Annotated in this window: 22 protein-coding genes; 4 read left to right on the top strand and 18 right to left on the bottom strand. The window is 72.8% G+C overall.

Annotated elements, in window-relative coordinates:
- Positions 1-12 precede the first annotated feature (12 nt).
- Positions 13-1,785, bottom strand: a complete 1,773-nt coding sequence (locus tag ACIOJE_RS10705) for an ABC transporter transmembrane domain-containing protein (RefSeq protein ID WP_400775043.1) — start codon at positions 1,783-1,785, stop codon at positions 13-15.
- Positions 1,786-2,240: 455 nt separating this feature from the next.
- Here ACIOJE_RS10705 and ACIOJE_RS10700 point away from each other — a divergent pair, with 455 nt between their 5' ends.
- Positions 2,241-3,104 (top strand): aldo/keto reductase, encoded by an 864-nt coding sequence (locus tag ACIOJE_RS10700; protein ID WP_400775040.1) that lies wholly within the window; start codon positions 2,241-2,243, stop codon positions 3,102-3,104.
- A 273-nt stretch (positions 3,105-3,377) separates the two neighbouring features.
- Here ACIOJE_RS10700 and ACIOJE_RS10695 read toward each other — a convergent pair whose 3' ends face one another.
- Entirely contained in the window at positions 3,378-4,274 is an 897-nt protein-coding gene (locus tag ACIOJE_RS10695) for a MarR family winged helix-turn-helix transcriptional regulator (RefSeq protein ID WP_280679648.1), read from the bottom strand.
- Positions 4,275-4,649: 375 nt separating this feature from the next.
- Between ACIOJE_RS10695 and fabG the strand changes: the two genes are divergently transcribed.
- Positions 4,650-5,417, top strand: a complete 768-nt coding sequence (gene fabG, locus ACIOJE_RS10690; protein WP_280679646.1) for a 3-oxoacyl-ACP reductase FabG — start codon at positions 4,650-4,652, stop codon at positions 5,415-5,417.
- A 232-nt stretch (positions 5,418-5,649) separates the two neighbouring features.
- Positions 5,650-6,435, top strand: coding sequence for a phosphatase PAP2 family protein (locus ACIOJE_RS10685; protein WP_400775037.1), 786 nt, complete (start codon positions 5,650-5,652; stop codon positions 6,433-6,435).
- A gap of 29 nt (positions 6,436-6,464) precedes the next feature.
- Here ACIOJE_RS10685 and ACIOJE_RS10680 read toward each other — a convergent pair whose 3' ends face one another.
- Positions 6,465-6,665, bottom strand: a complete 201-nt coding sequence (locus ACIOJE_RS10680) for an I78 family peptidase inhibitor (RefSeq protein WP_280679644.1) — start codon at positions 6,663-6,665, stop codon at positions 6,465-6,467.
- A gap of 79 nt (positions 6,666-6,744) precedes the next feature.
- Between ACIOJE_RS10680 and ACIOJE_RS10675 the strand changes: the two genes are divergently transcribed.
- Entirely contained in the window at positions 6,745-7,020 is a 276-nt protein-coding gene (locus ACIOJE_RS10675) for a DUF6343 family protein (RefSeq protein WP_280679642.1), read from the top strand.
- 140 nt (positions 7,021-7,160) lie between these two features.
- On the opposite strand, the gene ACIOJE_RS10670 is transcribed toward ACIOJE_RS10675, so the two are convergent.
- The 15 genes from ACIOJE_RS10670 to ACIOJE_RS10600 form a co-directional block, all read right to left on the bottom strand.
- Positions 7,161-8,567: an aspartate aminotransferase family protein gene (locus tag ACIOJE_RS10670; protein ID WP_400775034.1), complete on the bottom strand. Its 1,407-nt coding sequence runs from the start codon at positions 8,565-8,567 to the stop codon at positions 7,161-7,163.
- Entirely contained in the window at positions 8,557-10,467 is a 1,911-nt protein-coding gene (dxs, locus tag ACIOJE_RS10665; RefSeq protein WP_400775032.1) for a 1-deoxy-D-xylulose-5-phosphate synthase, read from the bottom strand. The genes ACIOJE_RS10670 and dxs overlap by 11 nt, the downstream gene beginning before the upstream one ends.
- A gap of 118 nt (positions 10,468-10,585) precedes the next feature.
- A complete protein-coding gene (hpnH, locus tag ACIOJE_RS10660; RefSeq protein ID WP_280679636.1) occupies positions 10,586-11,614 on the bottom strand; it encodes an adenosyl-hopene transferase HpnH in 1,029 nt (342 codons plus the stop codon).
- A gap of 2 nt (positions 11,615-11,616) precedes the next feature.
- Positions 11,617-12,297, bottom strand: coding sequence for a 1-hydroxy-2-methyl-2-butenyl 4-diphosphate reductase (locus tag ACIOJE_RS10655; protein ID WP_400775030.1), 681 nt, complete (start codon positions 12,295-12,297; stop codon positions 11,617-11,619).
- Complete coding sequence (gene shc, locus ACIOJE_RS10650) at positions 12,294-14,378, bottom strand: squalene--hopene cyclase (RefSeq protein ID WP_400775028.1); 2,085 nt, start codon at positions 14,376-14,378, stop codon at positions 12,294-12,296. The genes ACIOJE_RS10655 and shc overlap by 4 nt, the downstream gene beginning before the upstream one ends.
- A 7-nt stretch (positions 14,379-14,385) precedes the next feature.
- Positions 14,386-15,474, bottom strand: coding sequence for a polyprenyl synthetase family protein (locus ACIOJE_RS10645; protein ID WP_400775139.1), 1,089 nt, complete (start codon positions 15,472-15,474; stop codon positions 14,386-14,388).
- Positions 15,475-15,692: 218 nt separating this feature from the next.
- Entirely contained in the window at positions 15,693-17,126 is a 1,434-nt protein-coding gene (gene hpnE, locus ACIOJE_RS10640) for a hydroxysqualene dehydroxylase HpnE (RefSeq protein WP_400775026.1), read from the bottom strand.
- Between the two features lie 172 nt (positions 17,127-17,298).
- Positions 17,299-18,156: a presqualene diphosphate synthase HpnD gene (gene hpnD, locus ACIOJE_RS10635; RefSeq protein ID WP_400775138.1), complete on the bottom strand. Its 858-nt coding sequence runs from the start codon at positions 18,154-18,156 to the stop codon at positions 17,299-17,301.
- Positions 18,157-18,197: 41 nt separating this feature from the next.
- Positions 18,198-19,178 (bottom strand): squalene synthase HpnC, encoded by a 981-nt coding sequence (gene hpnC / locus ACIOJE_RS10630; RefSeq protein WP_400775135.1) that lies wholly within the window; start codon positions 19,176-19,178, stop codon positions 18,198-18,200.
- A 289-nt stretch (positions 19,179-19,467) separates the two neighbouring features.
- Entirely contained in the window at positions 19,468-20,277 is an 810-nt protein-coding gene (locus ACIOJE_RS10625; protein WP_280679621.1) for an ABC transporter ATP-binding protein, read from the bottom strand.
- Positions 20,270-21,211 (bottom strand): ABC transporter permease, encoded by a 942-nt coding sequence (locus ACIOJE_RS10620; protein ID WP_280679619.1) that lies wholly within the window; start codon positions 21,209-21,211, stop codon positions 20,270-20,272. Before ACIOJE_RS10620 ends, ACIOJE_RS10625 begins: the two co-directional genes overlap by 8 nt.
- Positions 21,212-21,348: 137 nt before the next feature.
- A complete protein-coding gene (locus tag ACIOJE_RS10615) occupies positions 21,349-22,248 on the bottom strand; it encodes a glycosyltransferase family 2 protein (protein ID WP_400775023.1) in 900 nt (299 codons plus the stop codon).
- A gap of 73 nt (positions 22,249-22,321) precedes the next feature.
- A complete protein-coding gene (locus tag ACIOJE_RS10610) occupies positions 22,322-23,059 on the bottom strand; it encodes a CDP-alcohol phosphatidyltransferase family protein (protein WP_400775132.1) in 738 nt (245 codons plus the stop codon).
- Positions 23,060-23,150: 91 nt separating this feature from the next.
- A complete protein-coding gene (locus ACIOJE_RS10605; RefSeq protein ID WP_280679615.1) occupies positions 23,151-24,212 on the bottom strand; it encodes an iron-containing alcohol dehydrogenase family protein in 1,062 nt (353 codons plus the stop codon).
- Positions 24,200-24,955: a sugar phosphate nucleotidyltransferase gene (locus ACIOJE_RS10600; protein WP_400663629.1), complete on the bottom strand. Its 756-nt coding sequence runs from the start codon at positions 24,953-24,955 to the stop codon at positions 24,200-24,202. Before ACIOJE_RS10600 ends, ACIOJE_RS10605 begins: the two co-directional genes overlap by 13 nt.
- Between the last annotated feature and the right edge of the window lie 262 nt (positions 24,956-25,217).

The following is a 25,217-nucleotide window of genomic DNA, read 5'->3' as shown; positions in this document are numbered from 1 at the left end:
CCCTTCGGCCGCTCATACGGCCTCCCCCACCGGCGCCGGCTCCTCGTCGCGGGTGACCACGGCCCGGTAGGCGGGCTCGGTCCGCATCAGGTCGCGGTGCCGCCCCGCGACGGCCGCCCGGCCCTCGCGCAGCAGCACCACCCGGTCCGCCTGGTCGAGCAGCAGCGGGCTGGTCGCGAACACCACGGTGGTGCGCCCGGCCCGGGTGTCCCGCAACCCGGTCGCGATCCTCGACTCGGTGTGGGCGTCCACCGCGCTGGTCGGCTCGTCCAGCACGAGGACGGGCGGGTCGGCCACCAGCGCACGGGCCAGCGCGAGCCGCTGGCGCTGCCCGCCGGACAGCGAGCGCCCGCGCTCGGTGATCCGGGCGCGCATCGCGTCGCCTCCGCAGCTCGGTGAGCCGTCCACCAGGGCCTCCAGCACGTCGTCGGACCGGGCGGCGGCCAGCGCCTCGGCCACCGAGACCCGCCCCGAGGACGGGATGTCGAACAGCCCGGCCAGGGTGCCGGAGAGCAGCACCGGCTCCTTGTCGTGCACCAGCACCGCCGCCCTGGCCTCGGCCAGCGGCACCGTGTCCAGTTCGGTCCCGCCGAGCCGGACGGAGGGCTGTTCCTGCTCGCCCTCGGCCACCGGGACGTGCCCACCGAGCCGCTCGGCGAGCGCCCCGGCGAAGTCCGGGTCCCCGCAGACGACCGCGGTCAGCTCGCCGGCCCGCGCGGTCAGCCCGGTCGCCGGGTCGAACAGGTCGGCGTGCCCGGGCCGGGTCAGCGAGGCCTCGGCCACGCCATTGGTCCGTTCGAGTGAGAGCACCCGGACGGCGCGCCCGGCGGAGACCCGGGCGACGCTCCAGGCGTGCGCGGCCTCGCCCAGGATCCGCAGCGGCGCCGCGAGGAACGCGGTGGCGCCGTACACGGCGATCAGGGTGCCGACGGCGAGCTCGCCGGCGGCCGCCTGCCGGGCGCCGTACCAGGTGACCCCGACCACGAACAGGCCCGGCAGCAGCACCTGTTGGGCCTGCATCAGCGACCACAGCCGGGCCGAACGGACGGCCGCGGCCCGGACCTTCTGGGAGGCCACCCGGTACCGCTCCAGGAAGAGCTCCTCGCCGCCGATGCCGCGCAGCACCCGCAGCCCGGCCACCGTGTCGGCGGCCAGCTCGGTGGCCTTGCCGCCGAGCGTGCGCTGCTGCTCGTACCGGCGCTCGAACGGCCCGATCAGCGGCCAGACGGCGGCCGCCAGCACCGGGACGCCGAGCAGCACCCCGATCCCGAGCACCGGTTCGACCACCAGCACGGCCACGCTCACGGCCAGCCAGACGATCACCGCGGCCCGGACCCGGGCGACGAGTTCGACGTACCAGCCGATCCGTTCGACGTCCCCGCTGCCGACCGCGACGACTTCCCCGGTGGCGATCCGGCGGGACAGCCCGGCACCCAGCCGCGAGGCCTGTTGGGCCACCAACTGCCGCACGTGGCAAGCGGCGTGGATCCAGTTCCAGACGGCCTGGCGGTGCAGCATCACGGCACCGAGCGCGGCCAGCGCGGCGAGCGCCACCGCGAGGGCGCCGGCCCGCCAGATCCCGGCGGCCTCGCCGTCGACGGCGGCCTGCACGCCCCACCCGAGCGGTATCGGCAGCGCCGCCTGGCCGCCCATCTCCAGCAGCGCCCAGCAGGTGGCGACCACCTGCCCGCGCCGTTGGCCGCGCTGCAGCCAGCGCAGGAAGGCCAGGGGTGAGGAGAGATCAGGACTGCCGGGGTCGGCCAGCGGCAGGGGGGTGAGCGGCATGACACTCCGATGCGGGAGGGTGCGGGAGGGTGCGGGAGGGTGCGGGAGGGTGCGGATGATGCGAAGGGGAGACGGCCATGAGGCGCAGGCCCGGGCGGCGCGGCGGACCCGGCTCACTCGAAAGGCGGCGGGTACCGCGCGCGGCGGCTCGATCCGGCGCCGCCGACGCGTCCGGGGCGTCGGGCCGGACGGCCCGACGGGACGGCCAGGCTGACGGACTGCCGGACGGGACGGGGAGGGCACGAACGGCCGGTATCTCAGGAGGTCATGGCCGCGAGCCTGCCAACCCCGATGTGATCCGCGCAACAGGTTTTTTCGACACCCGGCCACCGATCCCCGCCCGGGAGGGCCGCCGACCCCCCGCAAGATTCCCCCGAACGGCGGGAACAATCCCGCCCGGGCGCCAGTTGCCCCCTTCTGGAATCACACGGACAACCAGGAGGGCACCCCTTCCCGTGAGCAACATCCCCAGCGTCACCCTGAACGACGGCGCGCAGATCCCGCAGCTCGGCTTCGGCGTGTGGCAGGTCCCGGACGACGAGGCCACGGCCGCCGTCCGCAACGCGATCGAGGCGGGCTACCGCTCCATCGACACCGCCGCCATCTACGAGAACGAGGCCGGCACCGGCCAGGCGATCGCCGAGGCACTGGCCGGCGGTGTGGCCCGCGAGGACCTCTACATCACCACCAAGCTGTGGAACTCGGGCACCCGCGACTGGACCGGCGAGCAGGGCCGCGACGCCGTCCTGCGCGAGTTCGACGCGTCGCTGGCCAAGCTCGGCCTCGACTACATCGACCTCTACCTGATCCACTGGCCGCGCCCGATGCACGGCAGCTACCTGAACGTCTGGAAGGCGTTCGAGCAGCTGCGCGCGGACGGCCGGGTCAAGTCGGTCGGCGTCTCCAACTTCGGGCCCGAGCAGCTCACCCGACTGCTCGACGAGACCTCGGTCGTCCCGGTGCTGAACCAGGTCGAGCTGCACCCGTACTTCCCGCAGACCGAGCTGCGCGCCTTCCACGCCCAGCACGGCATCGCCACCGAGGCCTGGAGCCCGCTGGGCCAGGGCAAGGAGCTGCTCTCCGAGCCGGCGCTGGCGAAGATCGCCGAGAAGCACGGCCGCACGGTCGCCCAGGTCGTGCTCCGCTGGCACCTGCAGAGCGGCGTGATCGCGATCCCGAAGTCGGTCACCCCCGCCCGCATCCGGGAGAACCTGGACGTCGCCGGCTTCGAGCTGGACGCCGAGGACCTCGCCGCGATCGCCGATGTCGCCACCGGCACGCGGATCGGTCCGGACCCGCAGGAGTTCGACTGGAACTGACGGCACCTGCCGTCCGACTTCTCTGACGAGCGGTCATATCGAAAGACCGCCCACCCCGACCAGGGGTGGGCGGTCTTCGGCGTACCGCGATTCACCAACGCCAACTGCCGTACGTGTTCAGCACATCAGACCCTCGACGCGCCGAGCCCTCGGCATGCCGAGCACCCAGCACGCCAGGCCCTCGGCACATCGGGCCGTCAGCGCATCAGGCCGTCAACGCCGGGTCTTCCGTACGTTGGCGAATCGTTTTGGCTGGAGCTCAAAGGGATCCGGCTAGAACCGCGCCGCCTTACCGATGAGCGCCAGCGCGGGCCCGTGCTCACCCTCGTCCAGCGGGGCCAGCAGCAGCCGCTGTACCTCCGCCACTCCGGCCGCCGAGCGGTGCAGCAGGTCCTGCCCCGCCGGCGACAGCGACAGCAGGTTGCGGCGGCCGTCCGAGGGGTCGCGCCGGCGCTGCACCAGACCGCGGCGCACCAGCCTGCTCACCATCTCGGCCATCGTCGCCTTGTCCAGCGACGCCAGCTCACCGACCGTGCGCTGGTCGGCGCCCGGCTCCAGCTCCAGCGCGTCCAGCACCGCGTACTGCGGCGCCGTCAGCTCCGCGCCGACGTGCTCGGACCAGAGTTTCGTGTGCACCTGTTGGCTCACTCTGATCAGGTATCCGATCGCCCGCTGCGCGTCCAGTATCGGCCGCGCGTCGGTGAAGACGGCGACCGCGGCGGGCTCCAGCCTGGCTATCTTGGCCATCACCCGCACGATCTCCACCTGCTCCTCCGCGGTGAGCGGCTCGAACAGGGTGCGCTGCACGCGGACCACACCGCCGGTGGCCTCACGCACCGCCTGGGCACCGCTCTGCGAGAGGGCGAGCAGTTTGCGCCGGCCGTCGGCCGGGTCACGCCTTCGCAGCACCAGGCCGCGGCGGACCAGCCGCGCGACCATCTCCGCCATCGTCGCCTTGTCCAGCGAGGCCCGCTCGCCGACCGTCCGCTGGTCGGCACCCGGCTCCAGGGCCAGGACCAGCAGTACGGCGAACTGCGGAGCCGTGAGATCGGCTCCGACATGTTCCGACCACAGCCTGGTGTGAACCTGCTGTGCAACGCGAATCAGGTGTCCGGGCGACTGCTGCAGTCGCGCGGACACGCGGGTCGTCGGGATCTCCCCCAGCACCATGTATCCGTCCCGATGTCACACCCGGTGTGTGTGGGACACCCGGGTGGGGCAGTAACGGCGAGTGGGCGTCCAGCTATGAGGGAGGGCGCTCCAGCCGTGCAGCCGGTGGCTGCTGGCGGACACTATACAAACGGCGGGCCCTTGCTGGCAGGCAGGGGCGGATAGTAGACGCAGGTTCGGCAACATTGGCATATTTACGCGCCCGCCACGCCTTCACGGTAACCCGTTCTCAGCAGAAAGCCGACCGGTCGGTCCTTACCGACCGTCACCCGCCGCGCTCCGACCCTGGTCGGCCCACCTACTCGCGGGTAGGGTGTGGCCACCCTCCCCGGGGCGCTCCCCGCGGAGACAACCCCGAGAGAGACGAGAGCGAGCATGACCGAGCAGAGCACCGCCACCCGGGTCGCCGTCGTCACCGGCGCCGCGCGCGGTCTGGGCGCCGCCACCGCCGTGCGACTGGCCGCCGACGGCTACGCCGTGGCCGTCCTCGACCTGGACGAGGCCGCCGGGAAGGACACCGTCGACCGGATCACCGCGGCCGGCGGCCGGGCCCTGGCCGTGGGCGCCGACGTCTCGGACGCCGACCAGGTCCAGGCCGCCGTCGACCGCGTGGCCACCGAGCTCGGCACCCCGGTCGTCCTGGTCAACAACGCGGGCGTCCTGCGCGACAACCTGCTCTTCAAGATGTCCGAGTCCGACTGGGACACGGTCATGAACGTGCACCTGCGCGGGGCCTTCCTGATGACCCGCGCGGTGCAGAAGCACATGGTGGACGCCGGTTTCGGCCGCATCGTCAACCTGTCCTCCTCGTCCGCCCAGGGCAACCGCGGCCAGGCCAACTACTCGGCCGCCAAGGCCGGGCTGCAGGGCTTCACCAAGACTTTGGCCATCGAGCTGGGCAAGTTCGGCATCACCGCCAACGCCGTCGCCCCCGGCTTCATCGCCACCGACATGACCGCGGCCACCGCGGCCCGGGTCGGCATGGACTTCGAAGACTTCAAGCGGGCTGCGGCCTCACAGATCCCGGTCCAGCGGGTCGGTCTGCCCGAGGATGTCGCCCACACCATCTCGTTCCTGGCGAGCGAGGGCGCCGGGTTCGTCTCCGGACAGGTGATCTACGTCGCGGGCGGCCCCCTCGACTGAGCACCGAACCTACACAGGGTTACCACGGGGTGGGAAGCCGGCCGAGCCGGCCTCCCGCCCCGTTTTCTTTACCGGCACTTTTGCAGAATCATTCGAACACCACACTGGCATTCGATCAGAGAATCCCGGAAATCACTCCCCCGGCCGGACCACGTCCCACCAATTGTCGATTTCCCGGGAAAATGACAATTCCCTCCGAAATAGCCCCGGTCGGGTGGGTAAGGTCACCCCCGTGCAAGCCCCGAGTACCCCCGCGCCCTTTCCGAACCAGGGGCCGGAGCCGCTCACCACCACCCACCGCGAGCGCCCGAGCCCCACGCAGGACCACCGCCCCACGCAGGACCACCGCCGTGAGCCCGGCTGGCCGCCGATGAGCCGCCGGCAGGCCGCCCTGCTCACCGTGACCTGCGTCGCCTACCTGCTGGTCGTGGCCGGTGTCCTGCTCAACACCGCCCTGGTCGACCTGGACTGGTCGGTCCGCCTGCTCCGCCCCTACGAACGCTGGCCCCGCCTGGAGCCGCTGCTCGACACCTGGGTGGTCGCCGGGCAGCGCGGCCCCTCCGCCATCGCCGCCTTCGTCTGGCTCGGCTGGCGCGCCCACCGGCTGGGGCGGCTGCGCCCGCTGCTGGTGATGGCCGTCGCCCTGCTGCTGCTCAACGTCACGGTCGGCGCGGTCAAGATCGTCACCGGTCGGCTCGGCCCGCACTACGCCCAGTACGTCGGCTCCCCCGAGCTCTTCTCCGGCGGCACCATCTTCCCGTCCGGCCACACCGCCAACGCGGTCGTCACCTGGGGCCTGCTCGCCTACCTCGCGGTCCGCTGGCGGCGCACCGGCGCGGTAATCGCCGCCGCCACCGCCTGCTCGATCGGCCTGACCACCGTCTACCTGGGCACCCACTGGGTGACCGACGTGCTGGCCGGCTGGGCCGCCGGGCTGCTGGTGCTGCTCTCGCTGCCCCTGCTGGAACCGCTGGTCGTCGCCGCCGAACAGCGGCTGGTCCGACGACGGGTCCACTGAGCCCGCCCGCCGCGGCCACCGGGCGGGCGCTACCCCTCCCAGCTGCGCTCGACCACACCGTCGCGCACCGCGAGGTTGAGCCGGCCCTCCCGGTGGTCCATGGTCATCATCGCCCCCGGCTCCAGCACCCGGACGAACGCCCAACCGTGCCGCCGGGCCAGCTCCCGGGCCCGCTCGATCCGCAGCCCCGCATAGCCCTCTGCGTCCGCCGCCGCGTCCGACCCCGTCATCGCGCCTCTCCCCCACCCGCTCCCTCGGACGTACGCTGGAATCGTAGCCCCCACCCGCGCGGCACGGAGGTGAACGGCCATGCGCGCCACCACCCCGCGGCGGCGGTGGCGCAGCGGCACCGAGCCGTCCACCGCCCGCAGCGATCTCAAGCTCCGCTTCCTGCTCTCGCTCACCTTCACACCGCTGTTCGCGCTCGCGACGGCGGGCTTCGCGATCTGGGCGGCCGCCTCCCCCGCGTACGGCGCCCCCAGCCGGGGGACCCTCACCGGCTTCGCCGTCGCCTGCGGTCTGCTCACCCTGTTCGCCGCCGTCGACCTCGTCGTGGTCATCCGGCGCCGCCGGACCGAGCTCTGACGCGGTGTCTCCCACGGAGTGGGAAGTCGGCCGGACCGACTCCCCACTCCGGCAGTACTCCGACAGCACGCCGCCGACGCTCCCGCACCGCGCCGCCGGCCCTCCCGACCACCCGGTCAGCCGGGGTTCGGCACCGACACTCAGCGGCTGCCGACCGCCTGCTTCACCAGCGTCCGCCCGAAGTCCCACATCAGCCCGCTCCCCCGGTGCGCGTCGTCCATGATGTCGGTGAAGGCCTCGATGAAGCGGTCCACGTCGCGCTCCGTGATGATCAGCGGCGGGATCAGCTTGATCACCTCCAGGTGGTCGCCGGACACCTGGGTCAGGATCCGGTGCCGCTGGAGCAGCGGGACGACCACCATCTGGGCGAACAGCCCCTTGCGCGCGGCCTGCAGGGCCGTCCACCCGGTGCGCAGCTTGAGCGACTTGGGCCGGCCGAACTCGATGCCGATCATCAGCCCCCGGCCGCGCACCTCGGCGAGCAACTCGTACCGGTCGACCAGCGCGGCGAGCCGCTCACGGAAGTGGTCGCCGACCTGGCGCGCGTTCTCCACCACCTTCTCGTCGCGCATCACCTCCAGGGTCGCCAGTCCGGCCGCCATCGCCTGGGCGTTGGCGCCGAAGCTGGCCGAGTGCACCAGCACCCGGTCCATCGAGGAGTACACCTTCTCGAAGATCCAGCCCTTGCCGAGCGTCGCCCCGACCGGCACGTACCCGCCGGAGAGGGCCTTGGCCGCGCAGACCAGGTCGGGCAGCACCCCGTCCTCGTGCTGGTAGGCGAAGAACTCGCCGGTGCGCCCGATCCCGGTCTGCACCTCGTCGCAGATCAGCAGCGCCTTGTGCTCGTGCAGCAGGACCTGCGCCGCGCGCAGCCAGCCGGACGGCGGCGCCTGGACGCCCTTGCCCTGGATCGGCTCGACGATCAGGGCCGCGACGTCGCCGCGCTTCAACTCCTTGGCCAGCGCGCCGAGGTCGCCGAGCGGGATGGCGGTGTCCGGCAGCAGCGGGTCGAAGCCCTTGCGGAAGCCGCTCTCCCCGTTGACCGAGAGCGAGCCGGTGGTCAGCCCGTGGAAGGCGTGGTCGGCGTAGAGGATCCGCCGGCGGCCGGTGGCGTACCGGGCGAACTTGAGCGCGGTCTCCACCGCCTCGGTGCCGCTGTTGCCGAAGAACACCCGGTCCAGCCCGGGCGCGTACGCGAGCAGCCGCTCGGCGAGCAGCCCGGGCAGCGGCGAGCAGTCGAAGCGGACCAGGTCCGGCAGGTCGAGGTCCATCACCTGCTGGATCGCCGACCGCACGACCGGGTGGTGGCGGCCGAGCGCGAAGATGCCGAAGCCGGCCAGCATGTCGAGGTACTCGTTGCCCTCGGCGTCGTAGAAGTACTGGCCCTTGGCGCGCTCGTAGTACTTGTCGAAGCCGATGGTGTGCAGCATCCGCGGCAGCTGCGGGTTGAGGTGGCGGCCGTGCAGCTCGTACCGCTCGGCGCCGCGTTCGGCGATCAGCGCGGCGAGGTCGAAACGGGCGGCGGTACGGTCGGGGTCAGCCGGCATGGCGCTGGTTCGCTCCTCGGGTCGGTAGCAGGTTCTTGGCGAAGACGGCGGTCTGGGCGGCGACCCCGGTGCCGGTCAGGCCGGTCTCCTCCAGGATCTCCCCGCGCGCGGCGTGGCCGAGGAACTCCTGCGGCAGGCCGAGCACCCGCACCGGCACGTCCACGTCGGCGTCACGCAGCGCCTGGGCGATGGCGGCGCCGACGCCGCCGGTGCGGCCGTTGTCCTCGACGGTGACGACCAGCCGGTGGGAGGCGGCCAGTTCCGGCAGGGCCGGGTCGACCGGCTTGACCCAGCGCGGGTCGACCACGGTCGCGGTGAAGCCCTCGGCGAGCAGCAGCCGGGCGGCGTCCAGGCAGGCGGCGGCGGTGGTGCCGACCGCCACCAGGAGGATCTCCGGCGCCCGCCCGGTGCGCAGCAGGACGTCCACCCCGCCGATCCGCTCGACGGCCGGCACCGTCGGACCGATGTTCGCCTTGGGGAAGCGGATCACGGTGGGGGCGTCGTCGACCTCGACGGCCTCGCGCAGCTGGGCCCGCAGCTGGTCGGCGTCGCGCGGGGCGGCCAGCCGCAGGCCCGGGACGACCTGCAGGATCGACATGTCCCACATGCCGTTGTGCGAGGCGCCGTCCGGCCCGGTGACCCCGGAGCGGTCGAGGACGAAGGTGACGCCGAGCCGGTGCAGGGCGACATCCATCAGGACCTGGTCGAAGGCCCGGTTCAGGAAGGTCGCGTAGACCGCGACGACCGGGTGCAGACCGCCGGTGGCCAGGCCGGCCGCGGAGGTGACGGCGTGCTGCTCGGCGATGCCGACGTCGAAGATGCGGTCCGGGAAAACCTTGGCGAAGCGGGCCAGTCCGACCGGTTGCAGCATCGCCGCGGTGATCGCCACCAGGTCCGGCCGCTCGTCGCCGAGCGCGACCAGCTCGTCGCCGAACACCGAGGTCCAGGAGACCCCGCCGCTGGGTGTGATCGGCAGGCAGGTGTACGGGTCGATCGGGTTGACGGCGTGGAAGCGGTCGGCCTCGTCCTGTTCGGCGGGCCGGTAGCCGCGCCCCTTGACGGTGAGGCAGTGCACGATGACGGGGCCGCCGAAGTTGCGCGCCTGGCGCAGCGCCTGCTCGACGGCGCCGATGTCGTGGCCGTCGATCGGCCCGAGGTACTTCAGCCCGAGGTCCTCGAACATGCCCTGCGGCGCGAAGGCGTCCTTGAAGCCCTTCTTGGCGCCGTGCAGCGCGTCGAAGATCGGCTGGCCGACCAGCGGGGTGCGCTGCAGCGCGCCCTTGCCGAGGGCGAGGAAGCGCTCGTAGCCCTGGGTGGTGCGCAGGGTGGCCAGGTGGTTGGCGAGGCCGCCGATGGTCTTGGCGTAGGAGCGCTCGTTGTCGTTGACGACGATGACCAGCGGCCGGTCGCGGGCCTCGGCGATGTTGTTGAGCGCCTCCCAGGCGAGCCCGCCGGTGAGCGCGCCGTCGCCGATCACCGCGACGGTCCGCCGGTCGTGCTGGCCGAGCAGTTGGGCGGCCTTGGCGAGCCCGTCGGCGTAGGACAGGGCGGTGGAGGCGTGCGAGTTCTCGACCACGTCGTGTTCGGACTCCGCGCGCGAGGGGTAGCCGGAGAGCCCGCCCTTCATCCGCAGCCGGGAGAAGTCCTGGCGGCCGGTGAGCAGCTTGTGGACGTAGCTCTGGTGGCCGGTGTCGAAGACGATCCGGTCGTACGGGGAGTCGAAGACCCGGTGCCGGGCGATGGTCAGCTCCACCACGCCAAGGTTGGGCCCGAGGTGTCCGCCGGTGCGGGTGACGGCGCCGATCAGGAACTCGCGGATCTCCTCGGCGAGCAGCGGGAGTTCGGCGGCCGGGAGCTTTCGCAGCTCGGCCGGGGACGTGACGCTGGAGAGCAGTGACATGGGTACACCTCACGACTCGAAGTGGTGCGGTGGTGCCGCCGCCCGGCGGGGGCGGGGCCGGCCCGGGCGCGGGGCCCGGGCCGGGCCGGGTGTCCTCGGGAGCGGTCGAACGACTCGCTCAGCGGCCGCGGTTGGCGCCGACGGTCTCGGTGATCGCGCGCAGCGACTCCTTGAGCGAGCCCATGGTGGCGAGTACGGCGGTCGGCTCGTAGCCGCAGTGCGCCATGCAGTTGGCGCAGCGCGGGTCCTTGCCGCGGCCGTACTTGCTCCAGTCGGTCTTCTCGACGAGTTCGCGGTAGGTGGGCACGTAGCCGTCGGCCATCAGGTAGCAGGGCCGCTGCCAGCCGAACAGCGAGTAGTTGGGGATGCCCCAGGGGGTGCACTCGAAGTCGGCCTTGCCCTCCAGGAAGTCCAGGAAGAGCGGGCTGTGGTTGAGCCGCCAGCGGCTCCGGTTGCCGCCGGCGAAGGCCTTGCGGAAGAGCTCCCGGGTCTGGTCGACACCGAGGAAGTGCTCCTGGTCGGGGGCCTTCTCGTAGGCGTAGGCCGGGGAGATCATCATCTCGTCGACCTTGAGTTCGTCGTTGAGGAAGTCCAGCACCTCGACGATGGTCTGCGGGGTGTCGGTGTTGAAGAAGGTGCTGTTCGTGGTGACCCGGAAGCCGCGCCGCTTGGCCTCCTTGATCGCCGCCACCGCCTCGTCGAAGGTGCCCTCCTTGGCCACCGACTCGTCGTGCCGCTCGCGCATGCCGTCGATGTGCACGGCGAAGGTGAAGTACGGCGAGGGCTTGAACTTGTCGATCTTCTTGCGCAGCAGCAGCGCGTTGGTGCAGAGGAAGACGTACTTGCGGCGCTCGACGAGCTGGCGGACGATCTCGTCGATCTGCGGGTGCATCAGCGGCTCGCCGCCGGCGATCGAGACCATCGGGGCACCCGACTCCAGGACCGCGCCGACCGCCTGGGCCACCGGCATCCGCTGCTTCAGGACGCCCGCCGGGTGCTGGATCTTGCCGCAGCCTTCGCAGGCGAGGTTGCAGGCGAACAGCGGCTCCAGTTCGACGATCAGTGGGAACTTGTCCCGCCGTTTGAGCAGCTTCTGCTGCATGAGGTAGGTGCCGACCCGCACGGTCTGGCGCAACGGCATGGCCATGGCTAGCTCGCCTCCTGAGGGAGCGTCGAGGATGTGGGGTGGTTCAGGTCTGCGGAGCCGGGCCGGGACTCCTGCCGGTACCAGTCGACCAGGGCGGGTACCGTCGCCCGCAGGGTCCGCCAGGCGCGCACCCCGGCCGGGAGGGTGCCGGGCCGCAGCAGTTCGCGCTCGGGGGTGTCCACCACCACCCGCAGGACGGCGGCGGGCAGCGTCGGCCGCCGCTCCCGCAGCGCGGCCAGCACCGCGGCGGCCTCCATGTCGACGGCGAGCGCGCCCTGCAGGTGCAGGGCCCGCCGTTCGAGGCCGCGGACCACGTGGTCGGCGGTGTGGTGCACCCCGGCGTGCGCGGTCAGGCCGAGCTCCTTCAGGGCCCGGGCGAGCTCCGGGCCGGAGTCGACCGGGTACAGGTGCCCCTCCGCGTCGCGCACGCCGTCGGCGACCACGACGTCGCCCGGCAGCACGCCCGGGCCGACCGCGGCGCCGAAGCCGGCCACCACGACCGCGCCGTAGCCGCCCGGGGCGGAGCCGAGCAGCCGGCGGACGGCCAGCGCGGCGCGCCGTCGGCCCATGCCGGTGCGCACCAGCACGGGCGGCCCGCCGGCCGAGCCGCGCCAGTCGCCGCCGCGCAGCGCCCAGACCTCGGGACCCAGCGCGCAGAGCACCAGGAGGGGGGCGGTGGTCACCGCGCCGCCCCGATCGCCGGGGTCTCGCCGTTCTCCCGGCCGACGGCGGGGCTGCCGTGCAGGTAGCGGCCGAGCGCGGTGACCGGGAAGACCAGCCGGTACAGGTGGTAGTTGATGGAGAAGTCCCACGGGAACCCGGTGCCGGTGAACTGCGGCTCGTCCCAGGTGCCCTCGGGCAGCTGGGTGCGCACCAGCCAGTCCACCCCGCGCTCCACCGCCGGGTTGGCCCGGCCGTCCGGGCCCTCACCGGCCGCGAGCAGCGCCATCAGCGCCCAGGCGGTCTGCGAGGCGGTGGAGTCCCCGCGCCCGGCCCAGCGTGCCGGGTCGTCGTAGGAGCGCATGTCCTCGCCCCAGCCGCCGTCGGCGTTCTGCCGGTCCTCCAGCCAGCGGACGGCGCGGCGGATCGCCGGGTGCTCGTCCGGCACGCCCGCCGCGACCAGGGCGGGCAGCACCGAGCCGGTGCCGTAGATGTAGTTGGTGCCCCAGCGGCCGAACCAGGAGCCGTCCGCCTCCTGGTTGCGCAGCAGCCACTCGACGCCGCGCCGGGTGCCCCGGTCGCGGGCCCGGCCGGTCTCGGCGAGCATCTCCACCACGTGGGCGGTGACGTCGGCGGACGGCGGGTCGACCACCTCGCCGAAGTCGCAGAACGGCAGCTTGTTGGGCAGCGTGCTGGTGTTGTCGACGTCGAAGGCGCCCCAGGCGCCGTTCTTGGACTGCATGCCGAGGTTCCAGAGCACGCCGCGGTCCATCGCCGCGTCGACCTTGGCCTGGTCGGGGTGGGCGACCCGGCGCAGCGCGAGCACCACCTCGGCGGTGTCGTCGATGTCGGGGTAGGTGTCGTTCTCGAACTCGAAGGCCCAGCCGCCGGGGGCCAGCGAGGGCCGCTGGACGGACCAGTCGCCGCTCTTGCGGATCTCCTCGCCGAGCATCCAGTCGACGGCCGAGACCAGCGCCGGGTGGTCGGCCGGCAGCCCGGCGTCCACCAGCGCGATGGTGGCCAGGCAGGTGTCCCAGACCGGGGACTGGCAGGCCTCCAACCAGCGCCGGCCGTCCCCGGTGTGCACGGTGAAGCGGTCGAAGGAGGAGAGCCCGGCCTGCATCACCGGGTGCTCCAGCTCGTAGCCCTCCAGGTGCAGGGCGATCAGCGAGTAGACGGCGGGCGGCTGGATGCCTCCCCAGCAGCCGTCGGCCTCCTGCCGTTCGACGATCCAGCGGCAGGCCTGGGAGACGGCGAGCCGGCGCAGCGGGCGCACGGCGCGCCGGTGGTAGGCGTGCAGGACCTTGTCGAGGCGCTCGAAGAGGCCGTCCCAGCTGGTGGCGGGGGCGAGCGGCCGGTCGGGGTAGGGGTGGTCCGGGTCGGTGTGCAGCTCGGTGAGCGGGAAGGGCGCCGGACGGACGGGGCGGTGGGCCGAGACGACGGTCAGCGGGACGATGGTCTGGCGGGCCCAGCAGCCGAAGGCGTAGATGTTCAGCGGCAGCCACTTGGGCAGGAAGATGATCTCGGGCGGCATCTCGGGCAGCCGCCCCCACGGCCACCAGCCGAAGAGCGCGAGCCAGATCCGGGTGAAGACCCGGGCGGCCGCGATGCCCCCGGCGGAGCGGACGTACCGCGCGGCGGCCAGCATGTGCGGGGCGTCGGGGTCGTCGCCGGCGAGCTTGAGGGCGACGTACGCCTCGACGGTGGTGGACAGTTCGGGCGGCCCGCCGTGGAAGGTGGCCCAGGTTCCGTCCTCCCGCTGCTGGGACCGGATCCATTCGGCGGTGGCCTTGGTCTGTTCCTCGGTCCGGATCCCGAGGAACTGCCGGAGCAGTAAGTCCTCGGCGTCCATGGTGACGTTGGTCTCCAGGTCGCCCTTCCACCAGCCCTCGGAGCTCTGCAGCGAGAGCAGGTGCGTGGTGGCGCGGGCCAGGGCCTCCCGCGCGTCGGCCGGTCCGAGATCCGCCTCACCGGCCGGCCGGAGCCGGTCGGTGTCCTCGGGCTGCCACCGCCCGGCGCCCAGCAGGGTCGGGGGGCGGTCGCCCACCGCGACCGGCTCGGAATCGTACTCAGGGTCGAGCCGGCCGTCCGCGGTTGCTGTCAACGTAACGTCACCTCTCTCGTACCACCACGAATTCGGCGAGTGCGACGAAGTGCTCGCGCACCTCGTCGGACATGGGCACCTCGTCCAGGGCGGCGAGGGCAGTCGTGTGCTGGCGGCGGGCTTCCTCCTGGGTCCAGGCGCGGCCGCCGGCCTCCTCGATCAGCGCGGCCCGGGCGGCGAGCTCGGGCTCGCCCTCCTCTCCGCGGCCCTTCGGGTCGGCCAGTTGCTCGGCGAGCCTGCGCGAGGCCGCCCCGCCCTCGGCCAGCGCGGCGGCGACCGGCAGGGACTTCTTGCGCTGGCGCAGGTCCCCCCAGTGCGGCTTGCCGGTGACCTCGGTGGCGCCCCAGATGCCGAGCAGGTCGTCCACCGCCTGGAAGGCCAGGCCCAGGTGGTGGCCGTAGCGCTGGAGCGGTTCGGAGACCTTGTCGTCGGCCCCGGCCAGGACGGCGCCGATCGCGGAGGCGGCGGCCAGCAGAGCCGCGGTCTTGCCGCCCTCCATCTCCAGGCACTCGGCGACGGTGACGCTGTCGCGCTGCTCGAAGGCGACGTCCATGGCCTGGCCGTCGATCAGCCGGCGGCTTGCCGTGGTGAGCAGCCGGACAGCACGCACGACGTCGGTGGGGCTCGTACCGCCGGTCACCGCGGCGTCGAGCAGCACCTCCGTGCCGAGCGTCGCCAGGGCGTCGCCGACCAGGATCGCCTGGGCCGGCCCGAAGACCGTCCAGGCGGTGGCCCGGTGCCGCCGGGTCTCGTCACCGTCCATCAGATCATCATGGAGCAGGGAGAAGTTGTGCACCAGTTCAACCGCGACTCCGCCCGGCACGCCGACCTCTGCGGCGGCGCCGGCGGCCTGGGCGGACAGCAGCGCCAGGGCAGGGCGCACGGCCTTGCCGCCGTCGCCCTTGACCGGGGTGCCGTCCCGGTCGATCCAGCCGAAGTGGTAGGCGGCGACGGTGTCCATCGGTGCGGCCAAACGGGCGACCGCGGCCCGTAGCGGCGGGGTGCAGAGCGTGCGGCTGCGGGCGAGCAGCTCCGGCACCGAGACCGGTTCGGCGTGTGCCGTGCCTCCGACGGCGATGCCGGTGCGTGACTCCACGTGCGTTCCCTCTCCCTCGTGGTGCCGGACCGCCCGGGGCGGCCGGGTGCTTGCGATGTCGGTGCGGCTGGTGTGGATGCGGCTGGTGCCAGTGTCGCCGGTGTCGGTGCGGCCGGCGTCGGTAGGGCCCGCGTCGGTGCGGCCGGAGTCGGTGACACCGGCTCGGCCGACGGCGCGCCCGCCGGGTCTGGCGGGGTCCCCGACGGCGGCGCCCGCCGTCACCGGGGCCACCTCCCGTCGCCCCGGTCCACCGGGAGCCGGGTGCCGGTCGCGGCGAGTGCCTCGTCGGCGGCGGCGTGGCCGCTGCGCACGGCCCCCTCCATGGTCGCGGGCCAGCCGGTGGCCGTCCACGCGCCGGCCAGCACCAGGCCGGGGACGTTCGTCCGGGCCGACGGGCGCAGCTGCGCGCTGCCGGGCGCCGGGTCGAAGGTGGCGGTGCGCTCGCGGGTGACGAAGAAGTCCAGCACCTCGGCGCCGGCCGCGGCCGGCAGCAGCCGGGCCAGCTCCGGCAGGTAGCGGCGGCGCAGCTCGGCCACCGGCAGGTCGATCTCGTCCTGGACGGCGGACTGCGAGAGCGCCAGGTACTGGGCGCCGGGGTGGGCCCGGCCGAGTTCGGTGCCGGCCAGGCCGGAGTGCGCGGTGCGGTCGAAGACCCACTGCACCGGGGAGCCGAGGGCGGCGAAGAACGGTCGGCGCAGCACCTTGCGGTCGTAGACCACGTGCACGTTGAGGATCGGCGCGGTGCCGAAGTCGGCCAGCCGCTCCTGGTCGGCGATCGCGTTCGGGGGCAGCAGGGCGGCCGCGCTGTCCTGGGCACCGGCCAGGACGACGGTCTCGGCGGCGATCGGCTCCGCGCCCTCCAGCCGGACGGCGTGCTGGGGCTCGGCGGGCTTGAGCTCCGCGACGCGGGCGCGCAGCAGCACCTTCACGCCGGCGCGTTCCAGCTCGGCGAGCGCCCGGTCGTGGTGGATCGTGCCGAGCGGGACGGCGGCCATGCCGATGTCGGAGGCGCCCGGGTCGGAGAGCAGGCCGGTCTTGAACACCATCGCGGCGAGTGCCAGGGACACCTGGTCGGCCCGGGCGTTCAGGGTCGCGACGCCGACCAGGTCCCAGAGCGCGGCGAGGGTGGTCGCGTTCTGCCCGTTGCGGCGCAGCCACTCGCCGAAGGAGATCTCGTCCAGCGCCGGGTCCGCGAGGTCCAGACCCTGCAGGGCGAGCGCGCCGCGGACCACCCGGGCGCGGTCGGCCGGCCCGAGGTGCGGGTAGCGGGCGAGGCTGCCGGCCAGGTGCAGCGGGACGGGCAGGCCGGCCCGGCGCAGCCGGCCGAGGGTGCGCACCGGGGCCGTCGCGGGCCCGGCGACGGAGAGCACCGGGACGTCCAGCCGGTCCTGCAGGGTGACCAGCCGGGTGGCGCCGAGCCGCTCCAGCAGGCCGCGGTAGGCGGTGCAGCAGCGCAGGTAGACGTGCTGGCCGTTGTCGACGGTCAGCTCACCGCGCTGGAAGGAGAACGCCAGCCCGCCGAGCCGGGGCCGCCCCTCGGCCAGCGTGACCCGGTGGCCGGCCTCGGCCAGCCGCAGCGCGGCGGTGATCCCGGCCAGGCCACCGCCGACCACGACGGCGGCCGGGCGCGCGGCATCGGCTCGCCCGGTCATCGACCCTCCCCCTCGCGATTGCTGGACCGCCCGGCGGCGGTCGCTGTGGCCGGCACGCCTGTGGCGGGCCCGTTCGTGGTCGGCACGCTCGTGGTCGGCACAGTCGTGGTCAACACTGCTCCACCCGCAGGTGATTCCCCGCTGACACAGCGTGACAGAACTGTGGTGAGAATCAAGAACGCCCCCCGGCGAGCCCGGAAAGCGCCACGTACGCCTTCTCCCAGCCCGGCAGCGAGACCCGGCCGCGCAGCACCGACTCGGGGTCGGCGGCGATCCGGCCGAGCAGCCGGTGGTAGATCCCGGCCATCGCGGCGGTGCAGGCCCGGCTGCGGCGGTCGAGCATCGGCAGCAGCCGCAGGCCGTCCTCGAAGGCGGCCTGGGCGCGGGCGGCCTCGAAGGCCACCAGGCCGGTGAAGTCGGCGCCGACCGGCGGCCTGGGCAGGGCGAAGCCCTGCTCGCAGCCGAATCGGGCCAGGTCCTCGGTGGGCAGGTAGGTGCGGCCGTTCAGGGCGTCCTCGCGCAGGTCGCGCAGGATGTTGGTGAGCTGCAGGGCCAGGCCCAGGGTGTCCGCGTACTCTGCCCCGCGCTCGGGGTCCTCGCAGCCGTACACGCCGAGCGAGAGCCGGCCGATCGCGCCGGCCACGCAGCGGCAGTAGACCTTCAGCTCCTCGTAGGTCTGGTACTCGGCACCCTTGAGGTCCATCTCGACGCCGTCGATCAGTTCGTCGAAGCCGCCGAGCGGGATCGGGAAGCGCCGGGCCGCGTCGGCCAGCGCGACCTTGATCGGGTCGGTGTCGTCCTCGGCGACCGCCCCGGCGCGGACCTCGTCCACCAGTTCCCGGGTGCGCACCAGCGCCTCGGCCTTGCGGTCGGACGGGAGGTCCCCGTCGCCGATGTCGTCGACCCGGCGGGCCAGGGCGTACAGGGCCGACATGGCCAGCCGCTTGGGTTCGGGAAGCAGCCGGATGCCATAGCTGAAGTTGCGCGCCTGAAGTCCGGTGACTGCCTCGCAGTACCGGTACGCCGCCATGACCTGGGCCGACGCCAGTGGTGATGCCGCCACTCGGGCGTTCACCTTCCCTTCGCGAAGATGGCCGCCGCCTTCGCTGCGAGGCGGCGCTTGTCCGGCTTCGCCTGCTGCGCGAGTACGTCGTACCCGGCGTCCTCGATGGCCGCCAGGGCCGCGTACCCGCCGGCGGTGAATCCCGCCAGGAGCAGTCGAAGCCTCCCCCGAACCGTACCTACCAATGGCGCGCCGCGGTCGAGCAGGGTGCGGGCCCGACGCACCTCGAAGGCGATCAGCTCGCGCACCGGGCCGTCGGCGGTGGGGGCGGCGAGGTCGGCCTCGGTGACGCCGAACCGGACGAGGTCCTCGGTCGGGAGATAGATCCGGCCGCGGGCCAGGTCCTCGGCCACGTCCTGCAGGTGTTCGACCACCTGGAGGCCGCTGCAGATCGCGTCGGACAGCTCGATCCGCTCGGGGGTGGAGACGCCGGCGATGGCCAGCACCAGGCGGCCGACCGGGTCGGCGGAGAGGGTGCAGTAGCCGATGAGGTCGTCGAAGTCGGCGTAGCGGGCGGTGGTCTGGTCCACCCGGTTGGCCTCGATCAGGCGGCGGAACGGCTCCGGGGTGAGCCCGCGCCGGTCGACCAGCGGGACGAGGCGGCGCAGCAGCGGGTGCCGGGGGCCGTCGGGGCCCCCCGGGTGGAGCGCCGCCCCGAACACCCGGTCGAGGTCGTGCTCCAGGCCGTCCAGCAGCGCGAGGCGGAAGGCGACCTCCGCCGGAGTCGGCGGGCCGGGCTGGGCCGAAGGAGTGGCGGGGGGCCTGGCGTCGACCCCGAGCAGGGCGGCGGTGGCGGCCGGATCGGCCAGGTCGCCGTCGCCGGCGTCGTCGACCAGGCGGGCGAAGCCGTAGACCGCCATCAGGTCGTCGCGCCAGGCGGCGGGCAGGAAGAACGGGGCGACCGGGAAGTTCTCCGCGCCCGCCTTGTCCAGGGTCTCCCCCGCGGAGCGGTTCACCGACGTATCTCTGGGCTGGGCCGAAGCCGACACTGCTGTCACTCCCCCGTTCTACACCGCTGGGTATCACCGGCCCGACTCGGACACGCGTCCGAGCAGGGGCGCCACGTCCGACACACCGCCCCCGCGCCTACAGCCTGACACCACGGGCCGCGCCGGAGAAGACCGCCCCGCCCGGCGCACGGGGCGCTCACCCCCGCGGCGGCGGGCCACCCGGGGTACCGGCGGGGGCGCACGGCAGGGGGCCGGCCCCGGAAAACCCCGGAACCGGCCCCCTGCACGAGTGGCTCACGCACCCACCACCATGGGTCGCCCCACGGTGTTACGGGCGCTCGCCGCGCTCGTAACGGCTCACGACCTCCTCGGTCGGGCCGTCCATGACCAGCTCGCCGTGCTCGATCCAGATCGTCCGCTCGCAGACCTCGCGGATCGAGCTGTTGTCGTGGCTGACCAGGAAGACCGTACCGGCGGACTTGCGCAGCTCCTCGATCCGCTTCTTGCTGCGCTGCTGGAACGCCTGGTCGCCGGTGGCCAGCGCCTCGTCGATCAGCAGCACGTCGTGGGTCTTCGCGGCGGCGATGGCGAAGCGCAGGCGGGCGCCCATGCCGGAGGAGTACGTGCGCATCGGCAGCGAGATGAAGTCGCCCTTCTCGTTGATACCGGAGAAGTCGACGATGTCCTGGTAGCGGCTCTTCACGTCGGCCGGCGACATGCCCATCGCCAGGCAGCCGAGGATGACGTTGCGCTCACCGGTGAGCTCGTTCATCAGGGCCGCGTTCACGCCCAGCAGCGAGGGCTGGCCGTTGGTGTAGATGCCGCCCTTCTCGGTCGGCAGCAGGCCGGCGATGGCGGCCAGCATGGTCGACTTGCCGGAGCCGTTCGAGCCGATCAGGCCGACCGCCTCGCCCTTGTACGCGGTGAAGCTGATGCCGCGCACGGCGTGCACCTCGCGCACGCCCGCGGAGCGCTTGCGGCTGATGATGCGGCTCATCGCCGAGGTCGCACTGCCCTTGCCGGAGCCGGCGCCGTGCACCCGGTAGACGATGTGCACGTCGTCGACGACGACGGTGGGCTCGCGGGCGATGTCCGCGTCCCGGATGGTGTCCAGCTTGCTCAGGTCGACGTCAGCCACGGCCGTACTCCTCCTCGGCCTTCCAGAAGAAGACGTATCCGATCACGAACATCACGACCGCCCAGCCGATGCCGTAGGCCCACTGGTGGTGCGGAAGATCCTGGTGCTGGGGCTGGTGCTTGTTGTAGATGATCGGCGCGAACGCGTGCCGGAGCAGGTCCATGTAGACCGACGCCGGGTTGACGGACATCAGCACCTGGATGGCGTGCGGCCATTCCTTGATCTTGTCCTGGATGCTGAACATCACGCCGGACAGGAACATCCAGGCCCGCATCACGAAGGGGATCAGCTGCGAGATGTCACTGGTCTTGGCGCCGAGCCGCGACATGACCAGGGCGATGCCGGTGTTGAACATCATCTGCAGGAGGAGCGCCGGGATGATCAGCAGCCAGGTGCGGCCCGGCGTGATGCCGCTGATCAGCACGGTGCCGACCAGCACCACCATCGAGATCAGCAGCTGCTGGAGCTGGATCACCGTGAAGGCGATCGGCAGCGAGGCGCGGGGGAAGTGCAGCGCGCGGATCAGCCCGAGGTTGTCGGAGATCGCCCGGGTGCCGGACTGCACCGCGTTCTGGGTGAACTGGAAGACGAAGACGCCGATGCAGAGCCAGGCGATGTAGGTGTCCGGCGGGAAGTTGTCCTTGCTCTTCAGGATCACGCCGAAGACCAGGTAGAACACCGCGCAGTTCAGCAGCGGCGTCACGACCTGCCACAGTTGGCCGAGCTTGGCGTCGGTGTACTGCGCCACCAGGCGGGCGGTGGCGAAGGCCCAGATGAAGTGGCGCCGGGCCCACAGCTGCTTGGTGTAGCTGATCAGGCCGGGCCGTCTGCCGCTGACTGCCAGGCCGTACTTGTCCGCAAGCTGCTTGGGGGTCAGGCCCGCGTCAGCCCCGCGGGGGGCTGAGAGGCTGACGGGTTCACTCACTGTCGACACATTCGTCCTTCACGCGGGATCGGTCGGGGCGGCCGGTCGGCGGGGGTCCGCCGGCCTTGCGCCGAGGGGGATCCACTGGGATCACGGGGAGAGTCCGGCCGGTGTGTGGCCACCGGCCGCGGCGATCGATCATTCGATCAGATGACCGGTGGCCGGCCCAGCCTGGTCAATCGCCAAACGGTACGCCATCGCATGGGCCGCCGCGGACCGCAGGGTTCGCGCCAGCCCGCCCGGAACCCGCCCCACCAGGCCTTCAGCGCCTCCGGGGAGGGGCGGCGGGCCAGGGTCAGCAGGAACCAGGTTCCCAGATAGAGAGGCACCAACAGGGCCGGAAGGTTCCGCCTCGCGAGCCAAACCCTGTTGCGCGCCACGTTGTGGAAGTAGGTAGCGTGCCGGGCGGGCGAGGTCGTGGGGTGGTGCAGCACCACGTCCGCCCGGTAGTCGATGGCCCAGCCGGCGTCCAGCGCACGCCACGCGAGGTCGGTCTCCTCGTGGGCGTAGAAGAACTCCGCGGGCAGCTGCCCGGCCTGCTCGAACACCGCGCAGCGCACGGCGCTCGCGCCGCCCAGGAAGGTGGTCACCCGGGACGAGCGCAGCGGGTCGCTGGCGCGCAGCCGGGGGACGTGCCGGCGCTGGGTGACGCCGGTGTCGGGGTCGGCGATCCGGAAGGACACGATGCCCAGCTCCGGGTCGGCCGTGAAGGCCTCGCGCAGCAGGCGGGCCGAGTCGGTCCGCGGCAGGTGCCCGTCGTCGTCCAGGAAGAGGACCGCGTCCACGTCCCGGCCGTCGCGGCCGAACAGCTCGATGCCGACGTTGCGCCCGCCCGGGATGCCGAGGTTCTCCGGCAGCTCCACGCTGCGCACGCCCTCCGGCAGCGGCGGCAGCGCGGCGCCCTGGCCCACCACGGCCAGCTCGATCGTCGCGCCCTCCTGGGCGCGGACCGAGTCGATCAGGGCGGCCAGTTCCTCGGGACGGTTGCCCATGGTGATGATGACGGCACCGAGACGGAAGGCCTCCGTGTTGGTCGGGGCACTCATCCGCCCACCTCGCTTCGCTCGGCGGGGGCGGTCGCCCACGCGCGCCTGTCCATGATCCGCTCGCTGTGCCCGCTCATCGCAGCCTGCTGGAGAGGACGATGCTGAGCAGGTGCAGCACGGTCTGCAGCATGGCGATCGCAGCCAGCAGCACGACCGCGAGCCGGGTGAAGAACAGCCCGCCGTGGACGGCGTCGGCGATCCCGGCCGCGAGGATCAGCAGCGAGGCCTCGACCGCGCCGACCAGGCGGTGGAACTTCAGGAAGGAGGCCGCCCGGCGGGCCTTGGCCACCGAAGCCGAGCGCGGCACCGAGGCGCTGTCCTGGACCGCCGTCAGGCCGCTGCGGGCCCGGGCCACGTCCACCAGGTCCGTCTCGGACTTGATCAGGATCGCGCCGAGCGCGGCCAGCGTGCCCAGGAACGCCCACTCCCAGTGCGAGCCGCCGCCCTCGCGGTGCAGCAGGTCGGTGGCGCGCAGGCCCAGGCCGGTCAGCAGGGCCGCCTCGGACATGTAGTGGCCGACCCGGTCCAGGTAGACGCCGGTCAGCGAGGTCTGCCGGCGCCAGCGGGCCACCTCGCCGTCCACGCAGTCCAGCAGCAGGTAGACCTGGATCAGCAGGGCCCCCAGCACCGCGCCCACGATGCCCGGCACGACCAGCGCGGCACCGGCCAGGACGCCGGTGAACATCATCAGGTACGTCAGGCCGTTCGGCGTGATCGCCGTCACGGTGGAGAGCACGCGGGTGATCCGCAGCGAGATCCGCCGCATGTACAGGCGCCCGGCCCAGTGCTCGGCGCTGCGGCGCTGGAGCATGCCCTCCGGGTGGATCACCGCGCGCAGTTCCTCGACCGAGGGCCGGCGGGTCAGGTCCACCGGGGGCCGCTCGGCGCCCGTGGTGGAGGGGTCAGCTGTTGACGGCTTGGACATAGTCGGCGTACGCGTCCCTGATGGCTGAGGGGGAGAGGTCAAGGTGCTCAAGGATGGTGAAGCGCCCCGGGCGGGTGTTCGGAGCGTAGTGCACCGCGTCGGTGAACTCCGCCTCGGTGAAGCCGATCTGAGCCGCGGTCACCGGCAGTCCGTGGCTCGCCAGGCGCTCCACGATCAGACCGGTCAGCTCGCGCTCGCCCCGCAGGAAGCTGGCGAACGCGGCGCCGAGGCCGACCTGTTCGCCGTGCTGGGCGGAACGCTTGGGATACAGCACGTCCAGGGCATGCGAGATCTCGTGGCAGGCGCCCGAGGAAGGCCGGGTGCTGCCCGCGATGTTCATCGCGATGCCGGACAGTACCAGGGCCTCCGCGAGGGCCGTCAGGAGGTCCTGATCCTGAGTGTTTCCTGGGTGCCGCAGCAGGTTCTCGCCCGCCGAGCGGGCCATCGCCACGGCCAGTCCGTCCACCGGCTCACCGGTCACCGCGTGGGACAACTCCCAGTCCGCGCAGGCCGAGATGTTGGAGACCACGTCGCCGATGCCGGCCGCCACGAAGCGCGGCGGGGCCTGCCGGATCACGTCCAGGTCGACGATGATGCCGATCGGGCTGGGCACCCCGTAGGAGCCGCGGCCGGCGTCGTTGTCGAGCGTGGAGACCGGCGAGCAGATGCCGTCGTGGGCCAGGTTGGTGGCGACCGCGACCAGCGGCAGGCCGACCCGGGCGGCGGCGTACTTGGCGGCGTCGATGATCTTGCCGCCGCCGAGGCCGACGACCGCGTCGTAGTGCCCGCCGCGCATGGACTCGGCCAGGCTGACCGCGCTGTCCAGGCTGCCGTCGTCCACGTTGTACCAGTCGGCGCCGGGCAGGGCCGGCTCCAGGCGCCGGCGCATCGCCGCGCCCGAGCCGTTGCTGATCGCCACCGCGATCCGGCCCGAGGCGGACAGCCGCTGGTCGGCGAGGATGCCGCCGAGCGCGTCCAGCGCGCCCGAACGGATCTCGACGAACAGCGGTGACGGGACCAGCCTGGTCAGTACTGGCACGCGATCTCCCGCGCCTTCGCCAGGTCGTCGTGGTTGTCGACCTCGACCCAGGACACCTCGCCGATCGGCTGCACGTCGATCCGCAGGCCGCGGTCGACCATCTCCTGGTAGCCGTCCTCGTAGTACAGCTGCGGGTCCCGCTCGTAGGTGGCGCGCAGCGCGTCCGTCAGGTCGACGGCGGCGGACGGGTTGATCACGGTGACGCCGATGTACTCGCCGGTGGCGTCGGTCGGGTCCATCAGCTTGGTGATGCGGCGCATGCCGGCGGCCGGGTCGACGACGACCTTCATCTCCTCGTCGGCGAGCTTCTTCACGGTGTCGAGGGCGAGCAGGATGCCGGCTTCCCGGCCCTCGGCGACCAGCCGGGCGTTGCCCTCCAGCATGGTGCGCTGGACGGAGGCGGGGTGCACGGTGTCGCCGTTGGCCAGCAGCAGGCCCTCGGTGAAGAGCTCGCGGGCGCACCAGAGCGAGTAGGCGTTGTTCCACTCCTCGGCCTTGTCGTTCTCGACCAGGTGGAGCTTGACGCCGTACTTGCTCTCCAGGGCGTCCTTGCGGTCGTACACCGCCTCCTTGCGGTAGCCGACGACGATCGCCGCCTCGCGGATCCCGACCTCGGCGAAGTTGCCGAGGGTGAGGTCCAGCACGGTCCGCTCCCCGTCGACCGGCACCAGTGCCTTCGGCAGGGTGTCGGTGTACGGGCGCAGCCGGCGGCCGGCGCCGGCTGCCAGAACGAGGCCGATCATGCGGGGTCTCCTGATCCGTCGTGCGGTGCGCGGGGGGTGCCGGGGCACCGGCTTTCCGTCCGGCCGGGCCGCGAATCGGCGCGCCGGTGCCGTCGCGAGTGCGGGCACCGTCTCGTAAGCGATGGTAGGCGACCCGGGCGACCAGCCCGAACGCGGCCGGGGGGCTGCGAGGTGACGGGAGGGTGGCGAAGCGGTGCTCGAACGTGAATCGAACGAGTACCGAACGGTCCTGCTATTCCGATGACCCTTCCGAGCACGTCTC

This window comes from Kitasatospora sp. NPDC087861, assembly GCF_044742585.1.
Lineage (GTDB): Bacteria > Actinomycetota > Actinomycetes > Streptomycetales > Streptomycetaceae > Kitasatospora.
The sequence above is the reverse complement of the archived record's forward strand: the minus strand, read 5'-3'. Positions and strand labels throughout refer to the sequence as shown.